We start from the raw sequence: 19,549 nt of genomic DNA, 5'->3' as shown, positions 1-19,549 counted from the left end.
CCCGGAGGAATCATGGACATCGACAAGCCTGACATCTCGGAGTTCTTGGCCGGAGCCGCCGACTTCGAGCAGAGGATGCGGACCGCCCAGAGCGATCTGGCCAAGGCCGTCGTCACCGGGCGTTCGGGCGACGGCACCGTGGTGGTCATGGCCAGCGGGATGGGCAAACTCCAAGCGGTACGGGTGGACCCGAAGGTCTACGACGCGCGCGACGCCGTGGCGCTGCAGACCGCCATCGCCGAGGCTGTCCAGGCAGCGGCCGACAACGCCGGCAGACTGGCCCAGCAGAAAATGGGCCCGATCGAGATTGCGCTCCACTGAGGACAACATGCGCGGCTCGGGGCTGACGGCAACGGTCGGCCGGCACACTGTCGGCAACGCCCTGGTCCTGCACGCACGGGACCGGATCAGCTCCGAGGCGCAGGCGCTCGCCCTGGCCGTCGCCGACGACCCGCACCACGACATCGTCGTGCTGGATCTGCACGACGACCTACCGGCGGGCATCTGGGAATCGGTGGCCGCGGCCCTGCCCCGGGGCCGCCGCGGCATCCGTCTGATGGTGTGCGGCGCCGGCCAGGACGTGTCGAGCCTGGCCGGGCAATGGCTGTCGGACCGGCTCGCCCGCCCGGTCGTGGTGCCCTACGGTCATCTGATCCGCGGCACCGCGGGTGCGCTGTTCGTCCACGCCGAGCACGAAAGTGGCTGGATCCGGCACACTCCCGGTCGCGGGCCCGACTGGGACGGCAAACGCCATCCCCGCCCGGCCTGGGACGGCGCGGCCGCCACGTACCTACCGACCAGCGCGTACGGCGTCAGCGAGCCGCTGCCCGGCGGAGTGTGGCTCCGCGACACCCGCGACGATGCCGCGGTGGCCGAGCACTGGCAGTGGCTGACCTCGGCCGTACCCTGCCAGCCGCAGGCCTTCACGGTCGTGCTGGGTTGTCCCGGCACCCCGCCGCTGGCCCTGGACGATGTCGCCCGCTTCTGGCACGGCCTGGGTGACGAGGGCCGCGACTTTGCCCGCTTCGTCCACTACGGACCGGTCCGCATACCCGAGGGGGACCACGTCGGTCAGGCCCTGGCGGATGTGCTCGCCACCCAGGTGGTGTGCTTCACGGGCGTACCCGTGGGCAACCCCGACCGGCCCCGGATGCACACGGTCACCCCGGACGGCCGGCTGGGCTGGCAGGTGTACACCCGCGAGCTGGCCTACGAGCCCCGCTCCGGGCCGTCGGCGAAGGCCAGGACACCGAAGATCCTCAGCTATCGTGCGCCGTTGGTGCTCGGCGAACCGGTCGCGCCGATGGTCTATCGGTACACGGACGACGTGGTGGTGGAGATCGTCCAGTCCGGGTTGTGGATCAGGCCGCCCGAGCCGGCGCGGTATGCCGACCTCATCCGGGCCCGCCCGGCGGACCCCGCCGGGCACGCGGTGATCGTCGACGACGCCGAACCAGCTGTGGTGCCGCGGTTGCGGGCGCTCGCCGACGATCTCGTGGCCCGGCTCGACGACGCGACCCGGGAACGCAGCATGCTGCACCTGGCCAGCACGGTCGCGATCACGACGAACCGCCCCGCCCAGCCGGCCGGAGGTGCGCTGCCGGACGGTGCGACCTACCGCTTCACCGCCGCGGACCTGATGCTCCACCAGGTCGCCGAGGAGATCCACGGCCCGACGGTGGCGTTGCCGGTCCTGTCCGAAAGGAAACGGCCGGGCGCCGGACCCGCGACGCCCATACCGACTGTCGTCCCACCGGTCAGCGGCGATGTACCGCTCTGGCAACAAGGCCCGGCCGAGCCCGAGCTGCCCTCCCGCCGCGCCGCGCCCGCCCGCAGCCAACAGCCGCCGCCGTCTCTCACCGCCGACGTGGCGTTCCGGGTGCTGAACTCGCTGCAGAGCGTTTCCACGGACCGGGGGCTGCGCTTCCAGAACGATCCGCCGCCCGCCGCCCGTGGGCTACCGGGGGAGGACGGCCTGGTCGCGGAACGCAAGTGGCTCCGCGAGGAACTACGCCAGGAGTTCGACGCGGCGGCCGGCTCGGTATCCCGAGTCCTGGCTTCGCACGCCGGGTTCCACGCCGGCGAAGAGACGATGACCGACGCGGTGGCCGTACGCCTGTATCTGTCGCCGGTCGCCGTCGGTCTTGACGCGGCCCTGCGCGGCGGAGAGCCGGGGCCGCACGTCCCGTTCGCCCGCTGCGTGGCAGCGGGGCTGGCCCGGCTCCCCACCCACCGGGGCATCGCCATGCTGCGGGCGGACCTGTCGACGGCGGACCTAGCGGCGATCTCGGCCCGGCGCACCCTCACGGATTGGGGATTCACCAACGCACTCACCGAACCGGCCGCCGCCCTGCGGGGCTCCGTCGACATCCTCATCTGGTCGATGACCGGCCGCCGCACGCGACTGCTGGAGTTCGGGGATGGCACAGGCGTGCCGGCGCGGGTGCTGTTCCGCCCCGGAACCCGGTTCAAGGTGCTGGAGACGGCCCAGCGGCGATTGCTGCTGCGTGAGTTGTCGCCGGAAGAATCGGATCGGGACCATGTACCGTTCGACGACCTGGCGGTCTCCTCGTTGCAGCGGGCGGTGGAGCGGTGGGCGGTGTCGGGATCACCGACGGCAGCGCTGGATCCCGTCGCGGCGGAGCGGTTCAGTCGGGTGCCGGGGCTGGCTCCGGCACCCGACTGACACGCTCGCGGGCGGTCTGTCCGACATCGGGCGGGGACGGACCGACGTCATCTTTCGCGCCGTGGCCCCTCCGCCCGGTCTCAGCTCCCAATGCCTGCACGTGCGGACTCGCCGCACCGCGCGGGTACGGCGACACCGCAGCACCTCCGGAACAAGAGGGACTCGCTGGCCGAGGCCGCCACCAGGTATCCGGTCGGCACCCTGGTGGGCCGCGACGAGTGGGCGATGAACGTGGCCGAACATACGGAGAACCTGCTCTATCGCAGGGACTGACACCCCGGAACCGCGCCGGTCCGCACTGCTACCAGTCGTTTGTCGGCTCTACGGGGGTAAAACGGGAGGCTCCTCCCGGGACCGTCGTCATGCTCCGAGAGGAGATCGGCTGAATTGAGGGCAGGAGAGCTGTCTACAGGGGAAGCGCGGACGCGAATCTGCGCCGCGAGTGCCCACTGGGCCCGAGGCCTCAGGCCTTCGACGCACTCAGATCCGGGCCGGAATCCTCGCTTGTGCCGCCTGCTGTGGACGTTCCGGTTGGCTTCGCTGGGCAGCCGCGGGCCGGATCCATACGGTGTTGCACCGCAGTCGCCCGCCTCGGGCGAATCGGTGGCCGTGCCCCAGCTTCACGACCAAGGCCCTGAGTCGTACTGAAGGGGTCAGCCGACGCACTTCCGCGGAAGTAACGCCGCAGATTGGCGTAGTCGAACCGATCACTCCCCAAGCACCTTGATCAGTCCCGCGGTTGGGGAGCATCGAACTGGTCCAGCCCCACTTCGCGGTCCAGTAGCCGGTTCATTCCGCCGGAGATTTCGTCAGGATGATTGTTGTGTGGAGACTCGATCATGGCCTCGGCGGGTCCCTGGGTGTGCCCGGGTCAGCCTCCGGCGAGTTGCGGACAGCACCGGCGTACCTGTCCTCGGCGTCGGAAATCAGGCGCACGGCCGCCGCGGAAGGCGCGACTGCAGTCAGAGCCGCTTGACTGTTCCTCAGTCCGCGCGCCCAGGTTCGTGATCCTTCGGTAGCGCGCCGGCTCAGGCCGGCGCGACCACGCCCAGCGATGTCGGTGTGACGCCCGGGAAGACACTTCGCACGTCGGACACCCGGCAGCGTTTCTGCAGGATCTCGCCGATGACGGCCCGGTAGTCGGTGGTGACGGCCAGGTCTCCGTTGACCAGTTTGGCCGGGGCCAGGCCAGGCCAGCGGCCGTGCACCCGGCCGCCCTTGACGGCACCGCCCAGCATCAGCATCGCGTTGCCGTAGCCGTGGTCGAGACCGCCGGATCCGTTCTGTTGCACGCGGCGGCCGAATTCGCTGACCGTGACCACGGTGACCCGGCCGAGCCCGGCCGCGCCCAGGTCGGTGGCGAACGCGGCGAGCGCTGTGGCGAGCTTGCTCAGGTTGTCGTACATCTTCTTGCCGGGCACGGCCGCGCCGAGGTTCTCGTGCATGTCCCAGTCGCCGGAGTCGACGCACGCCGACATCAGCCCTACGTCCGACTTGATCAGCCGGGCGACGTCACGCAGCGCCTTGCCGAGATCGGTGTCCGGGTAGACCGCACCGTAGGCCGGGGTGTAGCCGGCCGCGGTGAGCCGCCTTGTGGTGGCCAGCGCGCCGGTGACCTGCCCGGCCGTCCGCGCGAGGGTAGCGGGTGCGCCGGAGTACAGCGCCGCCATGGTCGCCGCCATCGGCCGGTGCTTGTCCTCGCCGCCGAGATCGAACTTGTCGATCGACTTGATGCCCAGGTCAGGAAGGGGTCCGGCCATTGTCCGGGCCGGCATGGCACCGCCCAGCGAGACGCCGGCGAACGGGCTGTTCGCCCCGAGCCCGCCGAGCATCCGGTCGAGCCAGCCGGTGCGCACCGACGTACCGGGAGCGGCGCGTTCCAGTTCCTCCATCGCGGCGAAGTGCGACCGGTTCGGAGCCGCCTGACCCACCGCGTGCACCGCACCGAACGTGCCTGCCTGCCAGAACGGCAGCAGCGGCCGCAGCGCCGGGTTTAGCGCGAAGCCCCCGCTGCCCCCGATGAGCTGTGACTTCGGCACGGCCAGGGTCGGGCGGGCCGCGTAGTACGCGGCGTCGCCGGCCGGGACGATCGCGCTGAGGCCGTCGAATCCGCCCCGCAGCGACAGCACCACCAGCACGTCGCCGGTGTATGCCTCCGCGGCGAACGCGAGCTGGGTGGAGAGCTGGTCACCGGCGAGCGCGGCGAACGCGCCCGCCGCACCGGCTGCGAGGACCCGGCGCCGGCTGACGGCGGTACGCCGGTCGTCGGCGCAGCCGCAATCCGGCTCGTTCACTGTGTCTGCATGGCTCATCGTCGTCACCTGACCGCGAAGTAGGGGGAGTTCAGCATCAGCGCCACCAGGTACGGGGACGCCCATCCGGCCGCAGCGTCGCTCGGCTTCAGCGCGCTGGCCGGGCTCTTGTCGTAGAAGGCGGTCAGTGCCGCCGTGTGTTCGGTGTTCAGGGTCCGGCCGAACAACCGTACCGCCACCGCGTCGATGAGACCGCCGTAGGTGGAGGGGAGCGTCCCGATGAGGCCGGTCATCAGGTTCGCCGGCCGGACCAGCGTGTTGGGCCACCACCCGGCCGCCACGTTCAGGTGCATGTTCCAGCGCATGAGGTGCCCGGACGGTGAGGCCCATGCGGTGGCGACGTCGGGGTAGCCGTTCGGTGGGGCCCACGCCAGCGGTGCCTGACCGGCCTCCTGGGCCATCCAGTACAGCGCCTGCACACCCTTGATTCCGGTCGTCTCGGGTCCGTACCCCAGGATCCGGACCGTCGCGACGACGTCCTCCAACGGTGTCCGGGTCTTGGCCCCGGCGGACGCCGCGAACTCGGCCGATGTGAACAGCGCCCGCAACACCGGCGCGATCGCTGACCGGTTGGCCAGGTACACCTTGGCGAGCGCAGCGACCAGGGTGGCCGGCGGCTCGTCGGAGACGAACCGGATGCACAGCTTCGTCGCAATCCGCTTCGCGGTCGCCGGATGCGTCGCCAGGTAGTCCAGCAGCGCCGTGGAAGCGGCCTCGCCACCGGCCGGGGTTTTGTTGGCATGTCTGAAACCCAGTACTGTCACCGGCCCGGTGGCGTGTGCTTTCTGGTCGTAGCGGTAGGTGCCGGTCTGCCAGCTGACCGTCCGGCCGGTGAGCAGCCGGGCGGCGTTCTTGACGTCGGTTTCCGAGTAGACGAGCCCGACGGTGTGCAGTTCGAGCAGCTCGCGACCGTAGTTCTCGTTCGGCGCGGCCTTCGACGAGAACCGGTTGTCCAGGTACGTCAGCATCGCCGGGTGCCGGGCGCTGGCCTTGAGCATGTCGGAGAACCGCCCCAGGGCGTGCGCCCGAATCACTGTCCGGTCGTAGTCCTGCCGGCTGTCCCACACATCACCCGACGGGCACGTCACGTTCAGGTGGTTGGACCAGAAATCGACCATGACCTCGAACAGCTGCCGGTTGCTCCACGTGGCCCGCGCGATCGCGGCGTAGCCGACCTGGAGCAGCGTGTCCCACCCGTACATTTTGACGGCACCGGCCTTGACCTTGGCGCGGACACCGCCGACGCTCAGCCGGGTCAGCGGCAGCCGGGTCAGCACCGAGTCACAGACCTTGTCGGGAATGGTGCCCGCTGCGAGCTGCCGGTTCAGCCACGCCGCAGCGCCGAGCCGGCGGATCTCGGTTACCGATGCGGGCGTCGGCCCCCAGGTGGCCCGGCGCAGCAGGTGCAGCAGCGGGTCCGCGGGAACGAAGTCGAGGGCCCGGCCTTCGGCAGCGGCCGCACCGGTGGCTGCGTCGGCCGCCGTCGTGGTCAGCGCGAGTGGAACCGCGGTGGCCGCGGCCACCGCGGCGGCACCACGGACGACGCGACGGCGGGTGAGACCGGGTGTGTTCTGTGATGCCGTCATGCCTGTCCAGTCGGCATCCGGTGGCCGTACTGATGGCTTTTCCTCGCCGCGCAACCGGATCGCACCAGCAGGTGACGCGGGTGCAACCTGTTCGCTCCTCGGATTCTGTGGAGAACGGTGCCTGCCTGCCGAGTGTTGTTGTCGACCCCTGCTTGCGGAAGAGGACGACGATGCGGAATCAGCTGGGCAAATGCGCGACCGGCGCTCTCGGCGTGGGCTTGATGGCCGGTGGCGTGGCTCTTGCGCTGCCGGGCGAGGCGGCGTCCTGGCAGCCGATCCGGTACGGACTGAGCGCCTCTCCCGAGCAATTGCTGCCGGACAACGTGTCCAGCGCCCATCCCGTCCGCGTGGTCAGCACGACTCTGGACAGCGTCGGACGGCCGGTCATCGCGGTGCGTACCGCCATTGACGAGCGCACCGCCGTGTCCCTGGTCAAGGATGCTCAGCGGGCCAGCAATGCCGTGGGTGTCGAGGTGGACGCGGTCGCCACGGCATTCGGCGAGCCGATCGGCACTGATCCGTCCCGCGGCAGGCAATGGGGTCTGGCGACGATCCGGGCGATCGATGCTTGGTCCCAGTCCACCGGCCAGGGTGTCACGGTCGCGGTCGTCGACACGGGCGTCGACGCGAGCCACCCCGATCTCGCGGGTCAGGTGCTGACCGGCTACGACGTCATCACCGACACCACGGGAACCGCTACTGACGAGAACGGCCACGGTACCCACGTAGCGGGAACCATCGCCGCGGCCACCGGCAACAGCGCCGGAGTCAGCGCCGTCGCACCGTACGCGAAGATCCTGCCGATCCGCGTGCTGGACGCGGACGGCACCGGCTACATGTCCGATGCCGCGACCGGCATCGTCTACGCGGCGGATCACGGCGCCACGGTGATCAACCTGTCTCTGGGATCCACCTCGAAGATCACGGCTGTGAGCAACGCCGTCGCCTACGCCCGGAGCAAGGGCGTCACGGTCGTCGCGTCAGCCGGTAACTCGCGGCAGAGCGGCAGCCCGACGAGTTACCCGGCCGCTGACGCCGGTGTCATCGCCGTAGCGGCCACTGACAGCACCGACGCGGTCGCTTCCTATTCCAACCAGGGCAGCTACGTCGATGTGGCCGCACCTGGCAGCGCCATCTACAACACCTACCCGGGCGACAGGTACGCGACCATGTCCGGCACCTCGATGGCCGCCCCGCACGTCGCCGCGGTCGCCGCGCTGCTCAAGGCGTACCGAACGGCACTGACCCCGGACCAGATCGAGGCGGCTCTTTCCACTTCGGCCAAGGACCTGGGGCCCGCCGGTAAGGACAGCGACTACGGCCACGGCCGGATCGACGCTCTAGCCGCCCTCGCCGCCGTCACCGTCCCGACCACGACTACCCCGGCTACCACGGCCCCGACCATGACCACGCCACCGACCAGCGCACCGACGACGGCACCGAGCGCCATTGCGCCGACCACGACGAGTGCTGTCCCATCGGCCGGCGTCACTACCACCCCGTCGGCCGACCCGACCCCGTCGACGCCCGTACCCACGAGCACCGTCGGTCCGACGCCGACATCTGCGCCGAAGGCACGTCCGGTCATCACGGTGAAGTCCTCGCATCTGAGGGCGGTCTACGGCAGCACCGTGACCGTCACCTACGCCGTGACCGTCGGGGACAAGGCAGCTGTCCACCTGCCCGTGCGAGTCGGCATCTCGGTCGGCAACCGCGCCTTCGCCTTCCGCGACGGCATCACCGACGCCAGCGGTAGGGTCGTCGTCACCCGGGCCGCCACCGCCCTGTTCCGGATGCGGCTGGTGATCAGGGAGACGGCCAGTCTCCTGCCCGTGACGTCACCGACGAGCGTCATCACCGTCGGATCCCGGGCCGTGCTCACCAAGCGGTCGACCGGGGCGCTGACCGCATCGGTGAGCGGTGCGGCGGGCCAGCTCGTCCGTGTGCAGCGATACACCAGGCACCGCTGGGTGACGGTGTCGACGTACACCATCCGGCCGACGCGCATCATAACCGGCCTGACCAGCGGCCAGCGCTACCGCGTGGTGGTTTTCGGTACGACGACGGTTACGGGTGCCATCAGTGGCATCGTCCGGGTGTCCTGACTCTTCAGGCGCCCGGGGCTTCCTGACGTGCGGTGTGCGGCGCGGACGCTCACTGGTGGTGGCGGTGCTGATGGCGGGGACCGCCGGCTGAGCAACGGGTATGCCTGCGGAAGTCGGAGGGCTTCCGCGGGCGTATTCGTATGGGGGAGAAGGTCAGACCTGGACGCGCAGCGCCTCGAGGCTCAGCGAACGGCCGACGATGCCGATCTGGACCTGCCCGCTGCGGCGGGTGCACTGCCAGTTCTGCCAGCCGATGTTCTGCACGCAGCCGGCCAGGTCCTCCCGTTCGACCGCGGCAGTCAATGCGGCGATGTCCGGTTCGGCGTCCGAAAATGTCGGGGACAGTTGTTGTGAGCGGCTTCTGCACGAACCCTCCGGGCGGTGCCCGGCGCCGACATCTGAATCATCGCATCGGCCGGCGTCCGATCGGTGCGAGTGCGCTGTTGTTCGGTCGTCGAATCGGCCATGCGCGTCGGATGCAGGTCCTAGCCTGATAAGCATGGGGCAGATCGGGCGCATCTGGCATGTCCGAGCTGCCGGCTGGCGCGCGAGGCTGCCCGGAGCGTGGCGGATTGCGCTCGCTGTGGCAGTGCTGGTAGGGGGTCTGGCCATGTCGGCAGTAGCGGTGACTGGGCTGCAGCGAGCCGAGCGTCGGGTGCAGGCCGAGGCTCTGAACGGACGCACCGATGCCATTGTCACGGCGGTGACCACCGAGGGGCGCCGATATGTGAATGCTCTGCTCGACGTCGCGGCGGCGGTCGGTGCTCAGCAGGACCTCACCGCAGCGGACTTCGCCGCCATCACCCGGCCCGTCAGCCGCGGTCGGCTCTCCGGGGCGACAGGTATCTCCTTCGTGGTGGCTTCACCGCCGGGCCAGGTGGCGCAACTGCAGCGGCAATGGCGGCGCCAGGGCAGCACCACGCTGAGCCTCGTACCGGCGCGACCTACCCCGGCCGAGCACCGGTTCGTGGTGTTGAGCCGCAGCCTGGACCCGGACACCGCCATTCTCGGTGTCGATACGGCAGCCTCACCCGAGGCGGTCGAGGCGATGAACATGGCCCGCGACACCGGGCAGGTGACCGCGAGTCGCACCTACGTGCTGCTACGCGATCGCGCAGCGCCGGCTGGCGAACAGCAGCTGTCGTTCGTGCTGACCGCGCCGGTGTACGAGGTCGGCGCCGCGCCGGACGCGATCAGCGTCCGCGGATGGCTGCTCATGGGCGTACGCGGCGGCGACTTCCTGTCGCAAGTGCTGTCACGAGTCGCCCAGGACAAAGCGGGTGTCAAGCTCTTGGACACTTCCACCGCCGGGCCCGGCATCCCCGTCGCCGAATGGCGCCCTCCCGGCAAGCCTTACAGCGGACCGGCCCGCGTGGTCTCGGCTCAGGTCGCTCAACGGCGATGGACCTTGTCCGTTCAGCCGACCACAGCGCTGATCGAGCGTAGCCAGAGCCAGCTGGTACAGGCCGTCGGAGCCGGCGGGTTCATCATCAGCGTGCTGCTCGCGGGCCTGGTGGTGGTGCTGGCAACCTCACGTGACCGCGCCGTCAAGCGCGTGATGCAAGCCACGGCCGCGCTGCACGAGGACATCACCCGCCGTGAGAAGGTCGAGGCCGCGCTACGCCGGCGCGACGCCGAACTGACCGGTTTCGCCGGTGTGGTCGCGCACGACCTGCGCTCGCCGTTGTCCGCCACCACTGGCTACCTTGCGCTGCTGCGCGACGACGTCCGCGACTCCCTCGACGACTCAACCGGCTATTACCTGCACCGCGTCGAGTCGGGGCTGCGCCGCATGTCCGATCTCATCGACGACCTGCTGGCTTACGCCACTGCGGAGAATGCCGAGATACGCCGGGAACCGGTCGACCTCGCCGCCCTGACCGCGGAGATCGTCACCGAACGCCTTTCGCACCTGGACTCGGAGGACCGCCTGGCATCGACGTCGGCGCCCTGCCCACCGTCGCCGGTGACGGCAGAATGCTGCGTCAGGTCCTCGACAACCTGATCGGCAACGCGATCAAGTACACCCCGCACGGACGGCCGGCCCGTATCGAGATCTCCGCCCGGCGACATACCGTCGACGCTTGGCAGATTACCGTCGCCGACCGCGGGATCGGCATCAACGACGACGAGTACGACACGGTCTTCGACGCCTTTCGGCGTGCCCGCGGCAGCGAAGGCTACAGCGGCACCGGTCTCGGGCTGGCGATCTGCCACCGCATTATTGAGCGCCATCACGGCCACATCGAAGCTCAGGCCAACCCGGGCGGCGGCACTCGATTCACCATCACGCTGCCCGCGGACGCGGTCGGCCATCGCCCCACGTCATCACCACCATGCGCCTTGCCCGAAGCGGTCAGCACGGACCGCGCTGAAGTACCGCTTGATCGCTATTCCGCCATCGTGCCGCCGACACCCTGACTCTGAGCGCGAGTAGCGGTCCCGTTTGGGCAGGGGTTCGGGCCCCGGTTTCTGCGCGCGGGTTTCAGTGGGTGTCGCGGCAGGCAATCTCCACGATCACCGACAAGGTGATGGATGGCATGGCCGAGTGGCAGAACCGGCCCCTGGACAAGGTGTATCCGGTCGTGTTCCTGGACGCGATCAACGTCAAGATCAGGGATGGAAAAGTCGCGAATCGGCCGATCTACGTGGCTCTGGCGGTCACCGGCGAGGGCACCCGCGACATCGGCGGGCTGTGGGCCGGCGACGGCGGCGAGGGCGCCAAGTTCTGGCTGCAGGTGTGCACCGAGCTGAAGAATCGTGGTGTCGAGGACGTGCTGATGGCCGTCTGCGACGGCCTGACCGGGCTGCCCGACGCGATCAACACCGTCTGGCCCAAGACGGTGGTCCAGACCTGTGTGGTCCATCTGCTGCGCAACTCGTTCAAGTACGCCGGCCGGCAGCACTGGGACGCCATCGCCGCAGCGCTGAAGCCGGTCTACACCGCACCCACCGAGGCCGCCGCCGAGCAACGGTTCCTCGAGTTCGCCGAGACCTGGGGTGAGAAGTACGCGGCCATCGTCCGGTTGTGGGAGAACGCCTGGGCCGAGTTCGTGCCGTTCCTCGCGTTCGACGCCGAGATCCGCAAAGTCGTCTGCTCAACCAACGCCATCGAGAGCGTCAACGCCCGCATCCGCCGGGCCGTCCGGGCCCGCGGGCACTTCCCGAACGAGCAAGCCGCACTGAAATGCGTCTACCTCGCCGTGATGGCCCTCGACCCGACCGGCGCCGGGCACCGCCGCTGGACGATGCGCTGGAAACCCGCCCTCAACGCCTTCGACCTCGCCTTCGAAGGCCGCCTGTCCGCAGGCCGCAACTAACCCATCACAAGATCGAGTTACACCGTTTTTCTTGACACTCCCGGCTTGGAAGCGGACGGCCAACTTGTCGTAGCAGGTGGCGACACCGCGGTGGCGTTTCAGTCGGGCGATGCCGTCTTCGTTGGGTGGCCCCGAGCTCGTACAGGAATGGGGACCGGGCGGCGGCATCGGCGACTGCTTCGCCGTGGGCCAGAGGATGGGCTTGCTGATGGTGTCGCCTCTCTGTCGTCTCACCTAATTAGCAAAGCAGTGAACAGGTCCGGGCTGTCATGCGGGTCCGGGGGAGTGGTGGTGTCGGACATGATCAGATCACCTCACTGCAACGACGACGCCCATATTGGCCAGAGTCGGTTTGCCTCGCGGTGAGGACGACGCGACTCGCTGATTCATCCCATCGTTGGTGTTGGCCGGTCAGTCGCGTCCACTGGCCGGTGACAGGGATTGACGACGACCAGCTGGACTGAGGTGCTGATGGCGCGATGCGCCGCAGCGCGCGGTGGCATCCCTGGGATGCGGACGCCGGTCCAGGTACCCATCCTGGGGTCCTGACCCGGTGCTGCTGCGTTCCGGTCCTTTCTGCCCGAGCGGGAGAGGACAGACGCAGCCGAGTGTCGAAGTTGTCGGTAAACGTGCAGCTGAACGTCGACGGCCGGTCGATGCCGCTACCGGACGCCGCGTAGCGACAGCCGCGACGATCCCATCGCTCCTGTCCCGCTGGGCAGGACAGCACCACGCGGCGGTCTCGTCATCGAGGTTCGGTCGGCGGGCCGCCCACGGGCATCGTTCTCCCGCTCCCGGTCGGCGAGCTCCCGGCCGATTCTCGGGATCGGAGGCGGCGGAATAGATTGGTCCCGATAGGGTGGAGCCATGAAGAAGCCCCTTGGCGTTGCGTTCGTGGTCATCGGTCTGGCGGCTGCCGCGTCGCTCAACTCCATCGGGGTCGCTTCGGCGGGCCAGCAGCCCGTGCCGGCCGTGGTCGCCTCCACCCCGATGGCGAGCGTGGCCGTGCCAGCACCTCCGGCGATCAAGGACAGCGACCCGTCGCTCGCGTTCGCGCAGAACGGCCGCATTGTCACCGTCACCCGCAGGTCCACTCCGGTCGCCACCGTGACGCTCGCCTCGACCACCTGGTCGGCTCACTCCGCCACGGCCGTCCTCGAGGTCACCGCCACCCGTCCGATCATCGTCGACCCGGCGATGTTCATCCTCTACGACGCCCAGGGCTGGGAGAATGAGGCGGAGCAGAGCAAGCCGGTACGGTTCGGGGCCGGCACCGCCGCGCTCACCCTGACGTTCACCGGCACCCCCGCACGACCTGAGGCCCTGGGCTGGGTGGCGCAACCCGACGGGGATGCCGTCGCCGTGTGGGAACGCGGCTGAGCACGACCGCTGTCGGACCAGTCAACTGCGCCGGCGCCTCATCCTGGACGACGAGGGATGGACTCCGGTTCCAAGATCATCGGTGTTCCCGCGGGGAACACCACTTGAGCGCGCAGGCCACAATCAGCCACACAGGGCTACAAGTTTGACGGTGTCATACCCGGACAGATAGTGTTATCCTAGGTCAGTGGCAGTGCGTTCGTTGGGGTTCAAGTCCCTCTCAAACACCGCATCGGTAAACGATCGGCGTTAGTCGATCGAACCTCTGCGAGCACCGTCTCGGTGCCCGGACGGTAGTTCATCCGCAGGCCAATGCGCGTGTAGATCTCCGCGCGGTCATGCGGCTCTGCCTGTCGAAGCAGACCGAGTAACCCGCCGAAGGCTTCCACGACTGCCGCGACCTGTTCCTCGCTCATTCGCTGTGGCGGCGCTTCGGTCAGACCGAGGCGCGCCTGCGTTGCCTTCTTGCCTTGAACGGCTCCAGCCTCGGCGCCGCCCGCGCCGGCGCCTTCCGCGCCGGCGGCGGATCCGCCGAATCGACCGCCTGCCGCACCACCCGCCGATGCACCCCATACCGCTCCGCGAGACCACGAAGTGAGACGCCCGCCGGTAGCCCCGGCGAATCGCCTCGAACAACTCCACACGCGAACGGGCCACCCGACGGCCTCCACTACGGAGAGTCGATACTCCCGTTCCCGGCCCGTTGGGGCCACATCAGGCCGTCACAAAATCCGATTCACTCGACTGGTGGGACTACTTCAAGCCGTCCGGGTGGGCCACGGAAGACCCTCGAACCATAGGAGTTTGTCTGCCCGCGGGTGCTCTTGGGTTGCCGGTCGGCCGGGACGTTCAATCCGATGGGGTTCCGCAGCCCACGTAGATGGCTCGGCGGGATTCCGTACCGCTCACGAAAGAGCCGGCTGAACTGGGCCGCGTTCGTGAATCCCCAGCGACGCGCTATCACCCCCATCGACTCGCCGTCATCGTGCAATACATCGTGGTAGCTGCGGCTGAGCCGGCGCTGCCTGATGTAGGCGCTGACCGGCGAGCCGACCTCGGCGAACAACGAGTACAGGGTCCGGACCGAGATGTTGTGCGCGGCAGCGATTCCAGCCGGCCTGAGGTCGGCATCACCGAGGTGGTCGTCGATGTGGCGCAGGATCGCCTCCAGCATTGGCTCGCTGTTCGGCCGGCCGGCTTCCGGATCGAGTCCCGAGACGAGCTGTGCGAGCAGGTTCGCGGCGGCCTGGCGCACCGTCACGGCCATCTCCCCCAACCGCGGACGGAGCAGATCCACCACTTCGAACAGGGTGCCAATCAGCTCACCGCGGCCCGCGATCGCCCGGCCCAGCAGGGTTTCGTACCGAGGGCAGAACCGCACGGCCGAGGCCCTGGGAAACAACAGGATCCGCCGCCGTACCGTCTCCGTCACCTCGAGGGCGAGCGGCACCCCACCATCCCAGAACACGACATCGCCGGGCACGACAACGAAACTGCGCTGCTCATACTCCGCCACCGCCCGTCCGGACTCGACCACCATCATCGCGATGGTGTTGGCCGGATCCATCGGACCGCTCGGCCGCCACACGGAGCGGATCCCCTGGCCACCGTTGCTGTCCAGCGCAGCGAACACGCCCAAGCTGTGCAGTTCCATAGCAGTGTCCAGAACATCGGCCGTCCGGCCCGGCGGATCCACCCGCACGATCAAATACGAATCCGCCAGGACCGCCGTCCACTGGTCGATCCTGTGCTGGCTCACGACCGTGGCGTTCTGCCGACGAGGGGCCACCGCTGCGCGGGATCGATGAAGATCAGGATACGCCGCCACACCCACCCCTACGGCACTAGTACGGGTTGCGCCAACCGGCCCGGCGAAGCCCGTCGACGGATCGACTAGGCGGGCAGCGGCGCGACTTCGGCCACAGCTGCTGGTGAGCACATTATGACCTACGCCCATGACTTACAAGCAGGGTTGACTGTATCTTGCGGGACTGGGACTGTTTGACCATGGTGACTGATGTCGACCGCTCAGACCGCACGGCCGATGAGATCTTCGCGGACGTCCTCACGCCGCAGGGCCGTAGCCAAATGGGTGCCCTGTACACCGAGCTGCACGGGCTCGGCGAGTTTCACCGGTCCCGGCTCGTGGGCCGGCTGGTTACGGGTTACCGTGCGGCCGACGCGGTGCTACGCCACCCCGCGGCCAGGCGTAACCGGCCGGACGGCCGATCGATTTTGCCGCGCGTCGAGGAACACTCGTCGCGACGGCTTATCGGCCGCACGATGCTGATGGTCGACCCGCCGGACCACACCCGCCTGCGGCGCCTGGTCAGCAAGGCGTTCACCCCGCGGTCGGTCACCGGGCTGGCGCCGGCGATCACGGAGCTGCTCACCAGCCAGATGGATGACCTCGCCGAGCGCGCCGCCGACGGTGCGGTCGTCGACCTCATGGCGGGGCTCGCGTTCCGGCTGCCGGTCGCGGTGATCGGCAGGATGCTCGGGGTTCCGGCCGCGGAACAGCCGGGCTTCCAGCAGATGGTGCGTGACCTCAATGCCGTGGTTGAGCCGTTGGCCGACAGCGGCGACCTGTCCGCAGCCGACGTTGCCGCGGACGCCCTCGAGGCATACTTCAAGGACTTGGTCCGGGAACGCCGGACACGCCCGTGCGAAGATCTGACCTCCGCGTTGATCAGCGCACGCGACGACGACGACCGGCTCAGCGAGAATGAGCTGGTGGCCACGCTGGTGCAGCTGTTCACCGCCGGATTCGAGACGACCACCAACCTCATCGGCAACGGCATGCTGGCCCTGCTGGAAAATCCGGACCAGCTCGCAGCGCTGCGCGCGGACCCGTCGATGATGGCGTCGGCCGTTGAGGAGATGCTGCGCTACGACTCGCCGGTCCAGGCCTCCAGCAGGGTCACCAGCGCGGAGATCGTCCTACCCGACGGCACGATCGTTCCGGAGAACCGGTTCCTGCTCGTGGTCCTCGGTGCCGCCAACCACGACCCGCGAGTCTTTACCGAGCCGCAACGGCTGATCCTCAGGCGCGCCGAGGCGCCGCCACTGAGCTTCGGCAACGGCATCCACTACTGCCTGGGAGCCGGGCTCGCCCGGCTGGAGGCGCGGATGGTCTTCACCGAGCTGCTGCGTCGCTTTCACACCATCGAGCTGGCTGGCCCACCGGAGCGGCAGGCGTTCATGACGATCTGGGGCCTGAGCCGGCTGCCGCTGCGGATGGAGTAGGGCGTCCTATCCCAGTAGCATGCGCACCATGCGTTCGAGCAGGTCGCGTTGGGGGTTGAGGTTCAGATTCGGTTGGACCACCCGCAGTAGCGCTGCCCCATAGATGGCGTTGACCACCAGGCCGACGATCTCACGGTAGTCCGGGTGCTCGGTCACTTCCGGACCGAAAAGCTGGGCCAGCACACCGCGGTTGATGCGGCGCAGTTGCCGCTCGAACGGAACTAACGCCTCCCGAAGCGCGGCGTCGGTTCGCCCCGCCGCGAGAAGCTCGACCCCGGCCTGAAACAACCGTCCAGAGAACTGCGACCAGAGTAGGTCCAGTACGGCGGTCGTTCGATCGGCTCCGGAGGGTAACCGATCCGCGGCGGCACGCAACTCCGCAGCCCGCAGTTCGGTGAGGTGCTCGATGGCAGCCACGACCAGCTGTTGCCGGGTCGGATACTGATGCAGCTGCGCCCCCCGGGAGACACCCGCCCGATCCGCGACGCGGCCAGTCGTCAACCGGTGGTAGCCGTCTTGCACCAGGCAGTCGATCGTGGCCTCCAAGACCACATTCTTGGTCGCGGCCCGCCGCTGCGCCTGAGTCCGGCGTGGCGGTGCGCCCGCCGACAGGTTAGCCATACCGCACGGTACCGCCTCGGCTCGGCCTCACCCACGAACTGGTACCGATCCTCGACGGCGGATCACCGATCATCGCCATGTTCCGCACCGTCATCCGGCTAATGAGATCTGGGTCGTGACCGTCACTGATAGATCGCGGCGTCCGAACGGCCAGTCAGACGGCCGCGCCTCCCGCTTTCCTCTGCGTTAGTCGGTGGCTGTCTGGCCGTACTCGGCCTTGAAGGCTCGGCTGAAATGCCCCGCGTCCACGAACCCCCAGCTCGTGGCAATGGCGGCGATCGGGAGCTGGCTGCGGTCGGGGGTGCCGAGGTCGCTACGGGCCTTGTGCAGGCGGCGCCGGCGGATCAGCCCGTGCAACTGGGCTGCGGCCTGGGCGGTCGCCTCCTCACGTTGATGCAGCTCTACCCGCGCCTCACCGCCGTGGCCGTGGACGTCCAAGCCGAGTTGATCCGGCGGGCGAGGGCCGAAGCCGAGGCGCTCGGTTCGGCCGACCGGGTCCGTTTCGTGGTCGACGACGCCACCGTCTTCAGCGACCCTGAGCCATTCGACATGGTCTTCTGGAGCCAGTTCTACTTCCCGGCGTCGAGCCGGGAAGACCTTGGCCACCGCGTAACGGTCGCTGCGACGGGGCGGCATCCTGGTCGCGCCGGTCCTGCCAACGTGCCCCGCCGGGTCGGAGGGCGAGAATTCGATCAACGTCCTGCGACTGCACGCCTGGGATATCCCAGCCCCGAACGCCGCCGAGATTCGTCCCGAGCTGGAGGCGGCGGGCTTCGTCTCGGTCTCCGCATACGGGCCGCTTCAGACGGGGGTCATCGCCCGCCGTCTCTGACACCGGCGGCCATCGGGCCCGAAACGAGCAACGCTCTGCCGGTCGAGGGGTAGAACCGATCGGGATCGGCCTTCTGCACGGCCGGCACGTGCCCAGGCCGCGGCGGCTCATGGCCGATCCTGCAGGGAACGGCAAGAGGTCTGCAGGCATCGGCACACGGGTGCATGACGGCGAACCTACGGTGGACAACGTTGTTCGTCAGTTGAGAGTTCTAGCGATTGGAACCGTCACATGCCGTTGTCCGGGTCCCTGCCGTCTACGAGTGCCGTCGAGGCCGAAATCGGCCGGAACGTCGACACCTTGTTCCAGATGCTCACCGGGCACTGGGTGGCGCAGACGGTCCGCGCCACGGCGGAGTTGCGGGTCGTCGATCACGTGGTGGCCGGTGCCGACAGCGCCGATGCGATCGCGAAGCTGGAGGGCAGCGATCCCGGCACCACGTACCGTCTGATGCGTGCCGGTGTGGCTCTCGGGTTGCTGGACGTTCTCGGCGATGGGCGGTTCGGGGCGACCCCGCTGGGCAGTCTGCTGCGCGAAACCGTCCCGGGTTCGCTGCGGAACGCGGCTCTGGTGCAGAACGCGAACGGGATGTGGCAGGTGTGGGCGACGCTGCCGGCCGCGGTCCGGTCCGGGCGGACCCAGGTGGAATCGGCGATCGGCACCGGCATGTTCGAGTACTTGGCCGCGCATCCCGAGGAAGGGGAGTTGTTCGCCAAGGCGATGTCGAACATGACGGGTCTGGTGGTTGAGGACACGGTCGCGCTTCTCGATCTCGGTGCCGCCCGCCGCGTTGTGGACGTCGGTGGCGCAAACGGCATGCTGCTGCTCGGCTTGATGCGGGCGAACCCGGGAATCGAAGGCGTTGTCCTGGACCTGCCGCATGCCGTTGACGGCGCGCGGCATGCCGCCGGGGAGGCCGGGGTGACTGATCGGTTCACCGCGGTCGCCGGAGACTTCTTCGAGGAGGTTCCGCCGGCCGACTACTTCCTGCTGAAGTGGATCCTGCATGACTGGTCCGACGATGACTGCCTGCAAATCCTCCGCAATTGTCGGCGCAGCGCCCAGGCGGGTGCCCGTGCCCTGGTGGTCGAGGGTTTGATCAGCGGCGGAGCCCAGCCGGGCACGGTGGCGCTGCTGGACATGAACATGCTCGCCATGCACGACGGACGGGAGCGGGAACTGGCCGAATTCGACGATTTGTTCGCGGCGTCGGGATGGCGCCGGACCGGGGTCAGCCCGACGCGGTCGCTCTACAGCCTGATCGAGATCGAAGCGGTGTGAATAGTAGTGTGCGCCGGCATCTGAGCCGGAGGGTAGATCAGTGCCTACGGTCGTGATCGGCAAGCACACCGTCGACAGTGCAAGGCCTAGCTCGGTCGATGTTGCTGGCCGGCAAGAGTTCCGCCGAGGACGTGCTTGCGGTCTCACCGTGCTCCTCGGCTTCATTCTGCCCGCTCAATG

Annotated in this window: 16 protein-coding genes and 1 pseudogene; 11 read left to right on the top strand and 6 right to left on the bottom strand. The window is 68.7% G+C overall.

Annotation, left to right across the window (positions count from 1 at the left end; translation table 11 throughout):
- Nucleotides 1-12 precede the first annotated feature (12 nt).
- The 3 genes from Aau02nite_RS32520 to Aau02nite_RS32510 all read left to right on the top strand — a co-directional run bounded on the left by Aau02nite_RS32520 (nt 13) and on the right by Aau02nite_RS32510 (nt 2,959).
- Entirely contained in the window at nt 13-321 is a 309-nt protein-coding gene (locus Aau02nite_RS32520) for a YbaB/EbfC family nucleoid-associated protein (RefSeq protein ID WP_212992432.1), read from the top strand.
- A 7-nt stretch (nt 322-328) separates the two neighbouring features.
- Nucleotides 329-2,686 (top strand): hypothetical protein, encoded by a 2,358-nt coding sequence (locus Aau02nite_RS32515; protein ID WP_212992431.1) that lies wholly within the window; start codon nt 329-331, stop codon nt 2,684-2,686.
- Between the two features lie 90 nt (nt 2,687-2,776).
- Nucleotides 2,777-2,959 carry a hypothetical protein gene (locus Aau02nite_RS32510; protein WP_212992430.1) on the top strand — a complete coding sequence of 61 codons (183 nt, stop codon included), beginning with the start codon at nt 2,777-2,779 and terminating at the stop codon, nt 2,957-2,959.
- Between the two features lie 755 nt (nt 2,960-3,714).
- On the opposite strand, the gene Aau02nite_RS32505 is transcribed toward Aau02nite_RS32510, so the two are convergent.
- Together Aau02nite_RS32505 and Aau02nite_RS32500 are read right to left on the bottom strand one after the other, a co-directional pair.
- Nucleotides 3,715-4,998, bottom strand: a complete 1,284-nt coding sequence (locus Aau02nite_RS32505; RefSeq protein ID WP_212992429.1) for a DUF1501 domain-containing protein — start codon at nt 4,996-4,998, stop codon at nt 3,715-3,717.
- A 5-nt stretch (nt 4,999-5,003) separates the two neighbouring features.
- Complete coding sequence (locus Aau02nite_RS32500) at nt 5,004-6,584, bottom strand: DUF1800 domain-containing protein (RefSeq protein ID WP_212992428.1); 1,581 nt, start codon at nt 6,582-6,584, stop codon at nt 5,004-5,006.
- Nucleotides 6,585-6,754: 170 nt separating this feature from the next.
- Between Aau02nite_RS32500 and Aau02nite_RS32495 the strand changes: the two genes are divergently transcribed.
- Nucleotides 6,755-8,689, top strand: coding sequence for a S8 family serine peptidase (locus Aau02nite_RS32495; RefSeq protein ID WP_212992427.1), 1,935 nt, complete (start codon nt 6,755-6,757; stop codon nt 8,687-8,689).
- A gap of 153 nt (nt 8,690-8,842) precedes the next feature.
- Here Aau02nite_RS32495 and Aau02nite_RS32490 read toward each other — a convergent pair whose 3' ends face one another.
- Complete coding sequence (locus Aau02nite_RS32490) at nt 8,843-8,992, bottom strand: hypothetical protein (protein WP_212992426.1); 150 nt, start codon at nt 8,990-8,992, stop codon at nt 8,843-8,845.
- A 196-nt stretch (nt 8,993-9,188) separates the two neighbouring features.
- Here Aau02nite_RS32490 and Aau02nite_RS32485 point away from each other — a divergent pair, with 196 nt between their 5' ends.
- From Aau02nite_RS32485 to Aau02nite_RS32470, 4 genes and pseudogenes are all read left to right on the top strand, one after another.
- Complete coding sequence (locus tag Aau02nite_RS32485; protein WP_212992425.1) at nt 9,189-10,694, top strand: CHASE domain-containing protein; 1,506 nt, start codon at nt 9,189-9,191, stop codon at nt 10,692-10,694.
- Nucleotides 10,667-11,110: a sensor histidine kinase gene (locus tag Aau02nite_RS32480; RefSeq protein ID WP_212992424.1), complete on the top strand. Its 444-nt coding sequence runs from the start codon at nt 10,667-10,669 to the stop codon at nt 11,108-11,110. The genes Aau02nite_RS32485 and Aau02nite_RS32480 overlap by 28 nt, the downstream gene beginning before the upstream one ends.
- Nucleotides 11,111-11,181: 71 nt before the next feature.
- Nucleotides 11,182-12,009 (top strand): annotated as a pseudogene (locus tag Aau02nite_RS32475) (IS256 family transposase); the annotation flags it as partial.
- A gap of 867 nt (nt 12,010-12,876) precedes the next feature.
- Nucleotides 12,877-13,389, top strand: coding sequence for a hypothetical protein (locus tag Aau02nite_RS32470; RefSeq protein WP_212992423.1), 513 nt, complete (start codon nt 12,877-12,879; stop codon nt 13,387-13,389).
- Nucleotides 13,390-14,125: 736 nt separating this feature from the next.
- On the opposite strand, the gene Aau02nite_RS32465 is transcribed toward Aau02nite_RS32470, so the two are convergent.
- Entirely contained in the window at nt 14,126-15,148 is a 1,023-nt protein-coding gene (locus Aau02nite_RS32465) for a helix-turn-helix domain-containing protein (protein WP_212992422.1), read from the bottom strand.
- 224 nt (nt 15,149-15,372) lie between these two features.
- Between Aau02nite_RS32465 and Aau02nite_RS32460 the strand changes: the two genes are divergently transcribed.
- Nucleotides 15,373-16,635: a cytochrome P450 gene (locus Aau02nite_RS32460; RefSeq protein WP_212992421.1), complete on the top strand. Its 1,263-nt coding sequence runs from the start codon at nt 15,373-15,375 to the stop codon at nt 16,633-16,635.
- Nucleotides 16,636-16,641: 6 nt separating this feature from the next.
- On the opposite strand, the gene Aau02nite_RS32455 is transcribed toward Aau02nite_RS32460, so the two are convergent.
- On the bottom strand, nt 16,642-17,181 hold the full coding sequence (locus tag Aau02nite_RS32455; RefSeq protein ID WP_212992420.1) for a TetR/AcrR family transcriptional regulator: 540 nt from the start codon (nt 17,179-17,181) through the stop codon (nt 16,642-16,644).
- Between the two features lie 261 nt (nt 17,182-17,442).
- On the bottom strand, nt 17,443-17,613 hold the full coding sequence (locus tag Aau02nite_RS47925; protein ID WP_212992419.1) for a helix-turn-helix domain-containing protein: 171 nt from the start codon (nt 17,611-17,613) through the stop codon (nt 17,443-17,445).
- A 36-nt stretch (nt 17,614-17,649) separates the two neighbouring features.
- Here Aau02nite_RS47925 and Aau02nite_RS47920 point away from each other — a divergent pair, with 36 nt between their 5' ends.
- Both Aau02nite_RS47920 and Aau02nite_RS32440 read left to right on the top strand, forming a co-directional pair.
- Complete coding sequence (locus Aau02nite_RS47920) at nt 17,650-18,141, top strand: class I SAM-dependent methyltransferase (RefSeq protein ID WP_212992418.1); 492 nt, start codon at nt 17,650-17,652, stop codon at nt 18,139-18,141.
- Nucleotides 18,142-18,319: 178 nt separating this feature from the next.
- Nucleotides 18,320-19,369, top strand: coding sequence for a methyltransferase (locus Aau02nite_RS32440; protein WP_212992417.1), 1,050 nt, complete (start codon nt 18,320-18,322; stop codon nt 19,367-19,369).
- Nucleotides 19,370-19,549 lie beyond the last annotated feature (180 nt).

Origin of the sequence: Actinoplanes auranticolor (assembly GCF_018332655.1) — a bacterium.
Classification (GTDB): Bacteria; Actinomycetota; Actinomycetes; order Mycobacteriales; family Micromonosporaceae; genus Actinoplanes; species Actinoplanes auranticolor.
Note: the sequence above shows the minus strand (reverse complement) of the source record. Positions and strands in the feature narration are given on the sequence as shown.